Consider the following 13,111-nt stretch of genomic DNA (forward strand, 5'->3'; position numbering starts at 1 on the left):
TGCTCACGCACCGTGATCGTCTCCGATGACCGCCAGCAGGGCGTCGACGAAGGACGTGGCGGTGGACCCGTCGAAGAGGTCGGTGGCGTACACCAGTTCGCCGTCGATTCCGGCCGGCCGGCCTGTGGAGTCATGGCGTTCGGTGAAATGAAAGTGGAGATCGCATTTCGCCACGTCGAGGGGCCGGGGTGTGATGTCGAAGCGCAGCCCGTCAACGTCCAGGGTCGCCGGAGTGAAGTTGTTCAACGACAGCGCGACCTGGAAGAACGGATGCAGTGACGACGACCGGGACGGGTCGACCACCTCGACGAGTCGCTCGAACTGCACATCCGCATGCGCGAAGGCACGCAGTTCGACGTCATGGGAGCCTCGGATCACGTCCGCGACGGTGTCCCCGGGATCGACCCGGGTCCGCAGGACGACGGTGTTGACGAACATCCCGACGACGTCGTCCAATTCCGCCTCGTTCCGACCGGCGACCGGGGTCCCGACGGCGATGTCGGTGTCCCCGCTCAGTCGTGCGAGCACGATCGCGACCGCAGACCTCAGTGCGGTGAACACCGTGGCGTGATGGCGGTGTGCGACCGACGCCAGCGTGTGATGCGCGATCTCGTCGATCCGGAACGTGACGCGCCCGGCGCGGTACGTCCAGTCGCGTGGCCTGCGACGGTCGAGAGGCAGCCCCACCTCGCCCGGTAGCCCCGACAGTTCCTCGGTCCAGTACGCGAGCTGCCGCGACGCGACGCTTCCCGGATCGTCCTCGGCGCCCAGGACGTCGCGACGCCACACGCTGTACTGCGGGTATGTCACCCGGGGCGGCTCCCGGTCCGGGGGTGCACCCGCGGTTCGGGTCGCATACGCGGAGACGAGATCGCGGGCCACCAGCGCCAGCGACCACCCGTCCGCGGCGATGTGGTGGAGGACGCACGCAAGGAGGTGATCGCGTGTGTCCAGCGCGAAGAGCCGTGCACGCAGCGGGGGTTCGGACCGCACGTCGAAGGGCGCTGCCAGCACCCGATCCACCCGGTCGCCGACGTCGTCGGGTCCGGCGGGGATCGGCGCGAGATCGGGCAGAGCCTCGCCAACGGACAACAGACGCTGATACGGCCCCGACGCCGAGTCCGGGAAGACGGTGCGCAACGAACCATGGCGCGCCAGAACGTCCGCGACAGCGCAGCGCAGCGCGACGACGTCCACCGTCCCCGACACCCGCACCGTGAACGGAATGCTGTGGAGCGGCGGCGTGGTGGCCGTGCGGTCGATGAACTGCTGCGACGGCGACAGCGGCACCCGGTCGGGCACGGCGGTGGCGGCGATACCCGGCCCACTCACCATGCCGGATCCGGAAGCGTCCCGGTCGTCGATCCGCTCCGCCAGCCCAGACACGGTCGGCGTCTCGAACAGCTCACGTACACCGACAGTCGTATCGAGTTCCGCGTTCAGCGTCGCGACCACCCTCGTGGCAGACAGCGAATCTCCGCCGAGATCGAAGAACGAATCGCCCGCCGCGACGGAGTGAACACCGAGCAGTCGGCCGAACACGGCGGCGACCGTGCGCTCGGTCATCGTTTCCGGATCGCGTCGAGGGGCGGTCGTCGTCCCGAAGTCGGGGGCGGGGAGCGCGCCGCGGTCCAGCTTCTTCGTCGGTGTCAGGGGAACCGCGTCCAGCACCGTGATCGATCCGGGAACCATGTAGTCCGGCAGGAACCGTGCGAGGTCGCGTCTCGCCGACTCGGGTGTGGTCTGCGACTCGCGTCGCACCATGATGTAGGAGACCAGGACCGGGTCTCCGGCCGGGTTGCGGTGCACGATCGTGGTGGCGAAGTCGATGTCCGGGTTCCTGCGCAGCGCGGCATCGATCTCGCCGAGCTCGATGCGGAATCCGCGGACCTTCACCTGATCGTCGGCGCGTTCGACGAATTCGAGGGTGGCGGAGTTCGTCCAGCGGACCCGATCACCGGTGCGGAACATGCGGGAGCCCGGCTTGCCGGCCGGATCCGCGACGAACCGGGTGGCGGTCAGTGCCGGTCGTCGGTGGTATCCGCGGGCGAGCGCCGGCGTCGCGAGGTACAGCTCACCGACGGCCCCCGGCGGGAGGGGGCGCAGCCGGGGATCGCAGACCGTCGCCCGCACGCCCCGCATCAGGGACCCGATCGTCACCCGGCTGCCCGGGTCGATGGGATCGGTGAGGGTGACACTGCACGTGGTTTCGGTGGGCCCGTACGCATTCCGCATCGTCCGGCCGACTGCCCACCGATCCGCGAGGTCCTGCGGGCACAGCTCACCTCCGACGATCACCAGCTCCAGGGAATCCAATCCGCCGGGTTCCACGGTAGCCAACGCAGACGGCGTCGACAGCAGATGCGTGATGCGTTCGGCGCGCAACAGTTCCCGCAATTCCGCCCCGCCGTACACGTCGGTCGGCGCGATCACCAGGGTGGCGCCGCCGATGCACGCCGCGAGCACCTCGACCAGTGCGGTGTCGAAGCTGGGCGACGCGAAATGCAGGACCCGCGAACGCGCTGTGACCGCGTACTTGTCCCGAATCTCCTGCACGAGGTTGGCGAGACCGTCGTGCGTGACGACGACCCCTTTCGGGACCCCGGTGGAGCCGGAGGTGTAGATCACGTAGGCGGGGTGCTCGATGCGCACAGGGCTACCGCGTTCCGCGGTCAGCGGATTCTCGTCGCCGTCGTCGAGGCTCAGCCATCGGATGGTGCCGGGCAGGCTATCGCGCACCGAGCGGACGGTGAGACCCAGCGCCGCACCGGAGTCGCCGAGGGTGTAAGCGATCCGGTCGGTGGGGTGGGTCGGATCGACGGGCACGTACGCCGCGCCGCTCCTGACTACTGCCCACAACGCCAGCACCGATTCGTACGACCGCGGAATCGACACCGCCACCAGGTCCTCGAGTCCGACGCCGTGCCCGGTCAGCACCCGCGCCCACCGGTCGGCGGCCTCGTCGAGGTCGCGGTACGTCACCACCCGCCCTCGGTCCCGGACCGCGACGGCGTCGGGGCGGGTAACGACGGTCGCCGCGAGAATCCGATCCAGCGTCACAGGTTCCGAATCCGGCAGTCCGGAAGCCGGAGCGAACGCCTCCCGTTCGGCGTCGTGGAACACGTCGAGTTCGGCGACCAGGCGGTCCGTGCCGGTGGCGGCATGGAAGCGCGCGAGGAACACGGTGAACCGTCGATGGTGCCCGGTGACCTCGTCCTCGTCGTACAGCGCCGGATTCGCCTCGACGTCGATGCGCGGAACCGAGCCGGGTGGTCCCGGATAGATGTTGACGGCCAGGTCGGCCGTCGGACCGGTCGTCAGCACCTGCACGCGTCCGCTGACCGGACCGAGAGTGATCTCCTGCTTGAACAGCATCAAGTTGAGGACCGGACCGAAGTGGGTGAGACCCGTTCCGGCAGAGGCGGTGTCCTTGCCGATGTCCTCGCGGCGGTACCGCTGATGGCGAAGCGCCCCCGTCAAGGCCGTTCGGGCCACCCGCACCGCCTCCCGCACCGTGCCGGTGCCGATCCCACGCAGAAGCAGGGGGAGGACGTTCGACACCGAACCGCCGGTGCCGCGCAGCCGCGCAGACGTCCTGGCGGACACCGGAAGTGACAGGACCACGTCGTCGGTGCCGGTCATGCGGGCGAGGTACGCGGCGAACGCCGCCACCACCACGACGGTCGGGCTGTGCGCGTTCCCGCCATCGGTGGGACGCAGGAGGTCGCTGCTACGGTCCGCGCGGCCGCGCGCCACCAGCACCGAGGCGCCGGCGTCCGGGGTACGTCCGCTGAGGCCGACGGTCGGGGGCAGGTCGCGCACCTGCTCCCGCCAGTAGGCGCGGTCGCGGTCGAAGCGGGGCGAGGACCGATAGTCCGCATCGTCCGCCGCGATCCGTCCCGGATCGATCGCCCGGAACTCCGGGGGTCGGTCGCCGTCGATTCCCGCAACGTACAGTTCGGCCGTGCGGCGCATCAGCATCATCGCCGCATAGCCGTCCATCGCGATGTGATGAGCACGTGAGTACCAGTAGGCGCGCTCGTCGCCCACCTGCAGAATCGTCGACTGGACGAGTGACTCGCCGTACATGTCGACGGGGGAGGTGCAATCCCGCCGCATCCACCGCTCGGCGGCGTCGACCGGGTCGCGTTCGTCCCGCAGATCGAGCACCGGCACCCGCTCCGGCGTTCCGGCGCCGTAAACCTGGTGGGGCCGGCCGTCCACATCCCGCACGGTGAACGACCCCAGTTCGCGGACGGCTCGCGCGGAGGCCGCCGTCAGAAGATCCAGGTGCACCGGACCACGCAGGTCCACGTATTGGGCGATCACGTAGGGAATCCCGGGAGTGAGCTGTTGCGCGAACCAGATGGCATGCTGCGCCTCGGTCAGCGGGATCACCCGCATCAGCGCCTCCTCACGACGACGGTGCGTGACCGGCGGCTCAGTGGGCGAGGACGACGGCCCCGTCCGTCTCGGCCGCGGCGGCGGACCCCGAACCGGGTGCGCTCAGCTGCGAAATGCGGCGGGGCAACGCGACGGCCACGATCGCGCCCAGCAGCGCGGAGATCGCGCCGATGACGAACGCGATCGTGATTCCGGTGTCCGTGTAGAAGACCGCACCCTGCATGACGGTCGCGATGTGCGAGTTCAACACCGAGAAGGCGATCACCGGGAGGATGGCGGGCAGGATGCTCTGGAACACCGCCACCATGCTCGCCGTCGTCGCCTGCAATTGCGGCGGCACCGCGGCGATGAGCAGGTTCGGGATGGAGGCGTACCCCATGCCCATTCCCACGCCGAGGAGTGCGGCGAAACCGATCAGGAGTGCCTTGTCGTCGTGGATCATCGCCGTGAGCAGGCAGGCGGCGGCCATCACGAGCATGCCCACGACCATCAGGATCCGCGGACGGACGTTCCGGGGGACCAATGTTCCGACGATCAGCCCGCCGATCACCACAGCGCCACCCAACGGTGCCTGGAAGATCGCGAATCCCTCTGCGCTGATGCCGAATCCGTAGCCGAGACCCAGGATCGCCGGGGTCATGCACATCATCGGGAGCATGATCGTGAACACCGAGGACGTGCCGTAGCAGAATCCCGCGCCGAGCGCGGTCAGAAACACCGGCCGCTTACCGAAGAACCGGATGTCGATCAGCGGGTCCGCGAGAAGGCGTGCGGACACGATCCACGCCACCAGCAGGGCCACACCACCGGCGATGAAACCGATCGTCGATCCCGACGCCCAGCCCCACGAGGGCCCGAAGCTCACCCCGACGAGGATGCCGGCGAGTCCTGCGCCGAGGAGCGCCGCGCCGATCAGGTCGATGCGGGAACGCAGCCGCACGGTCGATTCGCCGGTCGTCGCCCGGATCAGGACGCTGAGGATCACCAGGCCGGCGAGGAAGAACCAGAAGATGCTCCGGAAGCCGAAATTGTCGATCAGCCAGCCGGTGAAGAACGGGGCGGGGATCGCGATGAGCCCCATCCCGCTCGTGGCGATGCTGACCGCCAGCGCCACCGTCCGGGCGGGGAAGACGTCACGGATGAGCGAGTAGCTCAGGAACAGGCAGGGCACCAGTAAACCCGTCAGGGCGCGGCCGGCGATCAGCACTGCGTACGTCGGTGCAATCGCCGAGATCAGCGACCCGACCGCCGACAGGCCCACGGCAGTCAGCAGGAGCTTGCGTTTGCCGTGCGTGTCGGCGAGCTTACCGATCAGTGGGCAGGTGATCGCTCCCACCAGCAGGAACGACGTGAGCAACCACGCGCCCTGCGTCGTCTGGTAGTGGGTGACGATCTGCGGCAACGCGATCGAGATCATCATGTAGCTGACCGCGAGCATCTCCAGTAGCAACACGATCGAGGCGAGCGAGAAGATCAGGCGGGGCGTCCATCGCTCGGTAGTCGCGTGGGTGACCATCATCGGGTCCTTTCGAATACCTGCCCGGGAACTCGGGGCGGTGCCGCGGCACAGCGGCGGCCCGAGCCGGGCGGTAGGGGTGGGTGGTCACATTCGGTGGTCGAAGTCTCGTGAATGTGTAATTGACATCACAGTTCTCGGGAATGCGGCACGCCATGCGGCGTTCCGCCCAGCGGGAAACCGACCGGAGTGTGTGTTCGCCGGTTGACGCGAATCGGTGATTCCCGGTCCCCACTCGAGCGAGGATCGACTCATGGCCGAAACACAGCGCGAGAAGGAGTTCCACCGGCTGAGAACGCCACGCTCGGCGGCCGTCGCGGGGATCGTCTTCGCCGTGCTGTTCGCAACGAGCCTCGTTCTCTTGCGGACCGCGCTGCCGGCGGACCCATTCGACGAAACCCCCTGGGTGGGGAGCGGCGAGACGCGGATCAAGGCGGCCCTGCTCCTTGCTCCGTTCGCCGGGATCGCGTTCCTCTGGTTCATCGGCGTCATCCGCGACCGGCTCGGCGACCTCGAGGACCGATTCTTCGCCACAGTGTTCCTCGGCAGCGGATTGCTGTTTCTCGCGATGGGTTTCGTCTCGATGGGGGTGGCGGGCGGCGTCCTCGCCATTGCCCGTCACTCGGGCAGCTCCGCGAACGAGATCGTCTACTTCGGCCGCGAGATCATGCTGCAGATCAACCACGTCTACGCGCTGCGTATGGCCGCGGTGTTCATGATCTCGCTGGGGACGATCTGGCTGCGGACCGGCCTGATGCCGCGATGGCTCGTCGTGACCACGTATTCGCTGGCCTTGGCTCTGCTGATAATCGTCGACTTCAGCCTGTGGACGACATTGGCTTTCCCGGCGTGGGTGCTACTGGTCAGCGTCTACATCCTCGTCACCGGACGCCGCGTGAGCCACGAGGCCGCCAGAGCCGGGTCGCCGTAGACGGCGTTTCGTCAGGCGTGATGCGTCGAGGCCACCCGGTACAGCTGCGGGTCGGCCGCGTAGTTCGCAACGCGGGTGCCGTCCAGCCCGGCGTGAATGTTGGCGGATACGAAACCGGGGCGATGCCGCATCACCTCCTCGGTGGCCCGGCCGAGCAGCTCCACGAGCTGCTGCTGGGTCTCCGGGGTCACCGTGAACACATTGACCAGGGTGACGACGTCGGCGGTGGCGTCGATCGTGGTGGGAGTCATGGTTCTCGCTCTTCCTGTCGCCGAGATCTCGCCGGTGCTCAGGTCCGCGCCGGCGTCGTGGAGACGAAGTCGTCGATGATCTCGACCACCGCGGCGGGATCCTCGAGGTGGGGATAGTGCCCGACACCGTCGAGGACGGCGAGTCGGCTCCCGGGAATCGCCTCGTGCGCCGCATATCCGTGCGCAACCGGGATGATGCCGTCCGAATCGCCCCAGATCAGTTGCGTCGGGAGACCCTCGTTCAGGTACAGACGGCTCAGCGCGCTCACCGCCTGCCCCCGATGGTCGACGACCGCGCGGAGCGTCCGCAGAAACGCCTGCCGGGTATCCGAATCGGACAGTGACGAGTAGGCGTTCCACATCTCGTCACCGCGTACCGAGTGGATCCCGACCGCCGCCAGCCAACCACGGACCTTGTTGCCGGCATCACGAACCACGGCGGGCGCCACCAACGGCAGGAGGAACTCGGAGCCCGGCGCCGCCAGCAACCGCAGGGTCCAGTTCACGTCCGGTCCCAGTCCGCCGCTGCCGATGAGGACCAATCGGTCACACAGTTCGGGATGCTGATAACTGAACTGCATCGCCACACCGCCGCCGAGGGATTGACCGATCACGGTCACCCGTCCGATGTTCAGTTCGTGCAGGAGGTCGCGCAGCCATGCAGCGAACGCGCCCAGCGAGTAGTCGCCACGCGGCTTCGCGGAATCACCGTGGCCCGGCAGGTCCGGTGCCAGGACCCGGTACCGCCGCGCCAACTGCGGGAGAACCGCACGCCAGGTCGCGGAACTTCCCGCCATCCCGTGGACGAGCAGCAGTGTCTCACCCTCACCTCTCCCGCTCAGCCGGTATGCGACTGCGTCCCCGTGCAGTGCGAGGTGCTGGAGTTGGGACATACAACGACCTCCCGATCGGGTGATGCTGCGGCCTCTTCGGTAACGATAGGGGAGTTTCGCTCGATATCGTCATCAACTGCGGCGTGGGAACTTGATCTCAGCCCCCGGTTGATCTAGCCGGCACACCAACGCGAGGCTCGAAAACAGGAGGAACCCGCATGAATGTTGTGTCGAGCCCGGCCATCGCTCGTCCGCGTGTCCTGCTGATCGACGCCGATGTGGAGAGATCCCTCGTCGACCGCCTTCGGGACGCGGGATTCTTCGTCACGAGGACCTACGCCGAACCGGTGCGGTCGCGGATCGAACCTCCCGACGTGGTGATCGTCGACGCGCGATCACCACACCTCGACGTCGACACCACGGTGCGGGCGTTGAAAGCGATGCGATTCGCGCTCGCCGTCGTAGTGATCGGCACCTTCCGTTCCGGCAACCGTCGGGGCGACCTCCTCGAGGCCGGCGCCGACGACGTGATGGAGATGCCGGTCGGGGCGGACGAACTCGTCGCGCGGCTCCGCGCGATCCTCCGCCGGGTGAAACCCGAGGTGCCTGCACAGGCGCCCGCCGACGCGCAGGACGTCTGCCTGTGCGAGGAGCCTCACGAACCCGACCACGACGGGCTGCGCACCACGCTGACCCGGACGGAATTCGTCCTCTTCACCGTGCTCGCGCAGAATGTCGACCGAGTCGTCACCCGCCGCGACCTCATGCTCATGGTGTGGGGTGTGACGGTCGAATCGAAGACGAACGTCCTCAATGCCTATGTCTGCTCGCTGCGGCGGAAGCTGGTGGCCGTCGGATCGCCGTACGTCGTCCACACCGTGCGCGGCGTGGGATTCGCCCTCGGCGAGGTCGAACGTCCGGGAAGCATCGATTCCGCCCGTCAGGTGCCTGTCGCCGCCTCGTGACACGGACCCGGCTGGGCGAAGAATTCGAGCGCGCGTTCGAGCACCACATCCGGCGTCTCGTCGACGAGGAAGTGTGAGGCGCCGTCGATGAACTCGACACCGAAGTCGTCGGTGTGCTCCTCGAATCCGCCGAGGAACTCCGGTCGCACGATGGGGTCTTCGGCGCCGATGAGCGCCCGGGTGGGGGTGCTGAGCCGGCAGTGCCTGTACGAGCCGGTCATGATCCGCGCGGCCTCACGCATGATGAAGCAGCGGTAGAGAGCGGACGCCGCGTCGGCGCGGGCCGGTTCGCGCAGCCGTTCGGCGAACAGTTCGATGTCCAGCTCCGACCAGGCGTTCCGGTTCGTGCGTGAAACCCCGCAGCAGGTGGTAGGTCAGCCGTTGATGTCCCCGGCCGAGCAGGCGTGGACCGACGAACGGTGCGGCGATCACAGGTTCGAACCAGCCGTGCCGGGCGATCGTCAGCAGCAGCCGTGGGTCGAACCGGACGAACGGGTGGGGGACACCGAGACTCACGTACTTCCGGACACGGTGGGGCTCGCTCAGGCACAGCTCGTATCCGAGCAGTGCGCCCCAGTCGTGCGCGATCAGGCAGATGCGGTCGAGTTCGAGCGTGTCCAGCAGCGCCACGACGTCGGCGAGCAACTGCTCACGGTCGTATCCCGTGGGCGGGGCGTCGGTCCAGCCGGCGCCGCGCAGATCCGGGCAGATCACCCGGTAGTGCGCGGCCAGCCCCGGGAGTACCCCGCGCCACTCCCACCAGTGCTGGGGGAAGCCGTGGAGCAGCACCACCGGTTCGCCGTGACCGGCCTCGGCCACGTGCATGCGCAGGCCGGGGAGTTGGAGGTAGCGGTGCCGGACACCGTTCAGTGTGGGAAAGGTGTTGTCCGGCTCGCCGTTCGGGCCGGAAAGTCTGTCGTTTTCGCGGGCCTCGTGTCTCATGACCTCACGCTACTACGATCATAGTGTCAAGTCACTATGTTTATAGTAGCCGTGTGACGCCAACGAGAACGAGAGCGCTCGACGCAGCGATCGACCTGGTCGGAACTGAGGGTCTGCGATCGCTCACCCACGCCCGGGTCGACGAACGCGCCGACCTCCCGAAGGGAACCACGTCCAACTACTTCCGTACCCGGGCGGCGCTGCTCACCGGCACCGTCGGCGCGATCGTGGAACGCGAGATGTCCGAAGTCGGCGTGCTGGCACCGACATCCGCAGACGACCTCGTCGACGCGCTCTGCCGTCTGATCGACTACACGACCGTCGCCAACCGAACCGTCACCGCCGCGCGGCTGGTCCTGTTTCTGGAGGCCGGCCACGACCCCACTCTTCGGGAGGCGCTGGCACGCGGACGTACAGCCATGGAGGCGTCGGCCGTCTCGGCATTCCACCGGCTGGGAGCACGGGATCCGCAGACCGCCGCCACCGCAGTCATGGCCTGTGCAGAGGGGGTGATCCTGCATCGCATCGCCCGGTGGGACACCACGGATCCGCGGCCGACGTTCGACCTGGTGGTGCGGGCGGCGCTGAACTGACATCCCGCGTTCGCCTCCGAGATTCGCTACCGAGATCGGTCACCTCAGGTCGCGTCGGCGGAAGCCGATCAATCCGACTGTGACGAGTGCAGCCGCGATGACCGATTCCCACACAATCGGTGTCGGGTCAAACGCCCCACCAGGCAGTTTCGGAAGATGACTGAAAGGTTCCAGGTCGAGGACCCAGGCCGGGAGGCCGGCGAGGGAGCCGACCGTGAAGATCAGGATGAACGCCACATAAACGGCCCATGCGGCCGGCGCGAGGCGGGGCAGCAGTCCGAACAGTGCCACGGCTACTCCGGCCGATATCCAGATCGCGGGAAGTTGAACCAGTGCGCCGGCGACCGTCGCGGGGAGCTTGTCCGCGATGTCCCCGACGGACGCGCCGTACGTCACTCCGACGGCGACACCGGCGACGACGATGGCGACGGCTGGGCCGAGCAATGCGAACAGCAGGTGGCTCAGTGCCCACCGGACGCGGCCGACCGCTCCCGCGATTACCGGCTCGCCGCGTTGCGCGGTTTCCTCGTAATAAAGCCGGAGGGCGGCGGAAATCGCGTATGCCGACGCGGCGATGCCCAGCATGGTGAGCGCGAGGGCGACGAAGATGTCCTCCACGGTTGCATTGCCGCCGAGGCGGGCAAGGAAGTCGTTGATCGTCCGGCTATCGCCGAGTTGGTTGCCGAGTCCGTGCGCGGCGCTGCCGAACAGCAGTCCGTACAGAAGCAGGGCGACGGTCCACGCGAGCAGCGTCCCGCGGTGCATCCGCCAGGCCAGACCGACGGGCCCCGCGAGAGCAGGCCCGGCGGTCTCGCCGCCGGGGCGTTCCGCGATGAGTCCGCCACCGACGTCGCGGCGGCGAAGCAGCACGTAGGCGGCGGCGGTCGACGCCGCGGTCGCTGCCACATGCAGCAGGAGAACCCACCACCGCTCCTCGGCGAACGGGCGCAGCTGCAACGACCAGCCCTGCGGTGACCACCACGACAATGCCCCGGAACCGGCATCACCGACGGCGCGGAGTGCAAAGAACACTCCGAGTGCGCCCAGCGCGACGCCGCGGGCCGTGCGGGCGGAGGTGGTCAACTGCGCGGCGACGGCGGCTACGCCGGTGAACACGAGACCGCTTGCGGCCAGGGCGGCTCCGTAGCCGATCGAGCCGGCCAGCGGCAGGTCGAACATGCGCAACACGACGCCGAATGCGGTTCCCGTCACGATCGACGCACCCGCGGCCACGACGATCGCGGCGGTCAGTCCGGCGTACCGGCCGACCGCGGTCGAATCGATCAGCTCGGCGCGACCGGATTCCTCCTCGGCCCGGGTGTGCCGGATCACGGTCAAGATCACCGCGACGGCGATCACGGTGTACAGCGCCCCGGCTTTCCAGATCGCCACCGCCCCGGGACTGGGGTTGAATATGGGTCCGTACATGGCGATCTGGGCGGGACTGGCGGCGGTCGCCGCCGCAAACTTCGCCAGATCGGCAGCCGTCGGGTAGACCGATTTGATGCTGCCGGCATAGGTGATCGGCATCAGTACGCCGATGATCACGGTCCACAACGGAAGCACGACCCTGTCGCGGCGCAGGCAGAGTCGAAGAAGGTGCAGTGTGCCGGCGTAGTCCGCCGTGAGACCCGCGCGCACCCCGGCAGCGTCGCGGGGGCCGGTCACGGACGCGGTGGTCATGTCCGCTCCTTCACCCTGCCGGTTGTCGGCTCGTCCGGGGCGCCACCCACCCGATAGTGCCGCAGGAACAACTCCTCCAACGTGGGCGGCGTGCTGACCAGGCTTCGGACGCCCGTGTCCCCGAGCACCCGGATCAGCTGGCCGAGGCCTCCGCTGTCGACCTGACAGTGCAGCGTGCTGCCGTTGATCACGATATCCGCGACGCCGGGGATGTGGTGCAGGTCGCCCGGGTCGCCGAGTAGTTCGGCGGTGATCGAAGTGCGGCTGAGGTGACGCATCGAGTCGACGGCGCCGCTGTCGACTGTCTTGCCTTCACGGATGATCGTCACCCGATGGCAGAGCGCCTCGACCTCGGAGAGGATGTGACTCGACAACAGGATGGTGGCACCGCGGTCGACCGCTTCGCGGGCGCACTCGCGGAAGACTTGCTCCATCAATGGGTCCAGACCGGAGGTGGGTTCGTCGAGGAGCAGAACCCTGGCGTGCGACGAGAGGGCCGACACCAGGGCTACCTTCTGCCGGTTACCTTTGGAGTAGCTCCGCGCCTTCTTGCGCGGATCCAGATCGAACCGATCGATGAGTTCTCCGCGGCGTTGTTCGTCGAGTCCGCCGCGCAGTCGCGCCAGCAGGTCGATCGTTTCGCCACCGGACAAGGATGGCCACAGTGTGACATCGCCGGGCACGTAGGCCACTTCACGGTGCAGCGCGACTGCATCGAACCACGGATCGCGACCGAGCATCCGGGCCTGACCCGACGTGGCGCGCAGAATCCCGAGCAGTACACGGATGGTGGTGGATTTTCCGGAACCGTTCGGCCCGAGGAAACCGTGGATCTCGCCGAAGTCGACGGTGAGATCCAACCCGTCCAGTGCGTGAACGTGACCGAAGTGTTTGTGAAGACTATGCACTTCTATGACGTGTTGCATGTCGGCTCCTGTCCTGCTCAACTGTCGCTGATCCATCGGCCGGTGTACTAGGGCATGTCTCCCAATA

11 protein-coding genes are annotated in these 13,111 nt (G+C 67.8%); 3 read left to right on the forward strand and 8 right to left on the reverse strand.

Going from position 1 to position 13,111, the window contains the following annotated elements; all coding sequences use genetic code 11:
* Window positions 1–3 precede the first annotated feature (3 nt).
* A complete protein-coding gene (locus AZG88_RS20920) occupies window positions 4–4,404 on the reverse strand; it encodes a non-ribosomal peptide synthetase (protein ID WP_061698812.1) in 4,401 nt (1,466 codons plus the stop codon).
* Window positions 4,405–4,441: 37 nt separating this feature from the next.
* Window positions 4,442–5,923, reverse strand: coding sequence for an MFS transporter (locus AZG88_RS20925; protein WP_005246193.1), 1,482 nt, complete (start codon window positions 5,921–5,923; stop codon window positions 4,442–4,444).
* Window positions 5,924–6,173: 250 nt separating this feature from the next.
* On the opposite strand from AZG88_RS20925, the gene AZG88_RS20930 reads away from it, so the two are divergent.
* Window positions 6,174–6,851, forward strand: coding sequence for a hypothetical protein (locus AZG88_RS20930; protein WP_061698814.1), 678 nt, complete (start codon window positions 6,174–6,176; stop codon window positions 6,849–6,851).
* Between the two features lie 11 nt (window positions 6,852–6,862).
* Here the strand turns inward: AZG88_RS20930 and AZG88_RS20935 are convergent, their stop codons facing one another.
* Both AZG88_RS20935 and AZG88_RS20940 read right to left on the reverse strand, forming a co-directional pair.
* The gene (locus AZG88_RS20935; protein WP_025432576.1) at window positions 6,863–7,102 is read right to left on the reverse strand and encodes an antibiotic biosynthesis monooxygenase; all 240 of its coding nucleotides are present in this window, start codon (window positions 7,100–7,102) and stop codon (window positions 6,863–6,865) included.
* A gap of 38 nt (window positions 7,103–7,140) precedes the next feature.
* The gene (locus AZG88_RS20940; RefSeq protein WP_061044835.1) at window positions 7,141–7,995 is read right to left on the reverse strand and encodes an alpha/beta fold hydrolase; all 855 of its coding nucleotides are present in this window, start codon (window positions 7,993–7,995) and stop codon (window positions 7,141–7,143) included.
* 158 nt (window positions 7,996–8,153) lie between these two features.
* Between AZG88_RS20940 and AZG88_RS20945 the strand changes: the two genes are divergently transcribed.
* Window positions 8,154–8,900 (forward strand): response regulator transcription factor, encoded by a 747-nt coding sequence (locus AZG88_RS20945; protein ID WP_061044834.1) that lies wholly within the window; start codon window positions 8,154–8,156, stop codon window positions 8,898–8,900.
* On the opposite strand, the gene AZG88_RS53865 is transcribed toward AZG88_RS20945, so the two are convergent.
* Both AZG88_RS53865 and AZG88_RS20950 read right to left on the reverse strand, forming a co-directional pair.
* Window positions 8,876–9,142 carry an alpha/beta fold hydrolase gene (locus AZG88_RS53865; RefSeq protein ID WP_231914113.1) on the reverse strand — a complete coding sequence of 89 codons (267 nt, stop codon included), beginning with the start codon at window positions 9,140–9,142 and terminating at the stop codon, window positions 8,876–8,878. The two genes, AZG88_RS20945 and AZG88_RS53865, sit on opposite strands and share 25 nt — an antisense overlap.
* A complete protein-coding gene (locus AZG88_RS20950) occupies window positions 9,135–9,842 on the reverse strand; it encodes an alpha/beta fold hydrolase (protein ID WP_231914114.1) in 708 nt (235 codons plus the stop codon). The genes AZG88_RS53865 and AZG88_RS20950 overlap by 8 nt, the downstream gene beginning before the upstream one ends.
* A 53-nt stretch (window positions 9,843–9,895) precedes the next feature.
* Here AZG88_RS20950 and AZG88_RS20955 point away from each other — a divergent pair, with 53 nt between their 5' ends.
* Window positions 9,896–10,435 (forward strand): TetR/AcrR family transcriptional regulator, encoded by a 540-nt coding sequence (locus tag AZG88_RS20955; RefSeq protein WP_061698816.1) that lies wholly within the window; start codon window positions 9,896–9,898, stop codon window positions 10,433–10,435.
* Between the two features lie 39 nt (window positions 10,436–10,474).
* On the opposite strand, the gene AZG88_RS20960 is transcribed toward AZG88_RS20955, so the two are convergent.
* On the reverse strand, window positions 10,475–12,118 hold the full coding sequence (locus tag AZG88_RS20960; protein WP_061698818.1) for an ABC transporter permease: 1,644 nt from the start codon (window positions 12,116–12,118) through the stop codon (window positions 10,475–10,477).
* Window positions 12,115–13,044: an ABC transporter ATP-binding protein gene (locus tag AZG88_RS20965; RefSeq protein WP_061698820.1), complete on the reverse strand. Its 930-nt coding sequence runs from the start codon at window positions 13,042–13,044 to the stop codon at window positions 12,115–12,117. Before AZG88_RS20965 ends, AZG88_RS20960 begins: the two co-directional genes overlap by 4 nt.
* Window positions 13,045–13,111: the final 67 nt, after the last annotated feature.

This window comes from Rhodococcus sp. LB1 (assembly GCF_001583455.1).
Lineage (GTDB): Bacteria > Actinomycetota > Actinomycetes > Mycobacteriales > Mycobacteriaceae > Rhodococcus_F > Rhodococcus_F opacus.

Coding starts and splice junctions, on each gene's coding strand:
- AZG88_RS20920 (WP_061698812.1), bottom strand. CDS start 4,404: ATGCGGGTGATCCCGCTGACCGAGGCGCAGCATGCCATCTGGTTCGCG.
- AZG88_RS20925 (WP_005246193.1), bottom strand. CDS start 5,923: ATGATGGTCACCCACGCGACTACCGAGCGATGGACGCCCCGCCTGATC.
- AZG88_RS20930 (WP_061698814.1), top strand. CDS start 6,174: ATGGCCGAAACACAGCGCGAGAAGGAGTTCCACCGGCTGAGAACGCCA.
- AZG88_RS20935 (WP_025432576.1), bottom strand. CDS start 7,102: ATGACTCCCACCACGATCGACGCCACCGCCGACGTCGTCACCCTGGTC.
- AZG88_RS20940 (WP_061044835.1), bottom strand. CDS start 7,995: ATGTCCCAACTCCAGCACCTCGCACTGCACGGGGACGCAGTCGCATAC.
- AZG88_RS20945 (WP_061044834.1), top strand. CDS start 8,154: ATGAATGTTGTGTCGAGCCCGGCCATCGCTCGTCCGCGTGTCCTGCTG.
- AZG88_RS53865 (WP_231914113.1), bottom strand. CDS start 9,142: ATGCGTGAGGCCGCGCGGATCATGACCGGCTCGTACAGGCACTGCCGG.
- AZG88_RS20950 (WP_231914114.1), bottom strand. CDS start 9,842: ATGAGACACGAGGCCCGCGAAAACGACAGACTTTCCGGCCCGAACGGC.
- AZG88_RS20960 (WP_061698818.1), bottom strand. CDS start 12,118: ATGACCACCGCGTCCGTGACCGGCCCCCGCGACGCTGCCGGGGTGCGC.
- AZG88_RS20965 (WP_061698820.1), bottom strand. CDS start 13,044: ATGCAACACGTCATAGAAGTGCATAGTCTTCACAAACACTTCGGTCAC.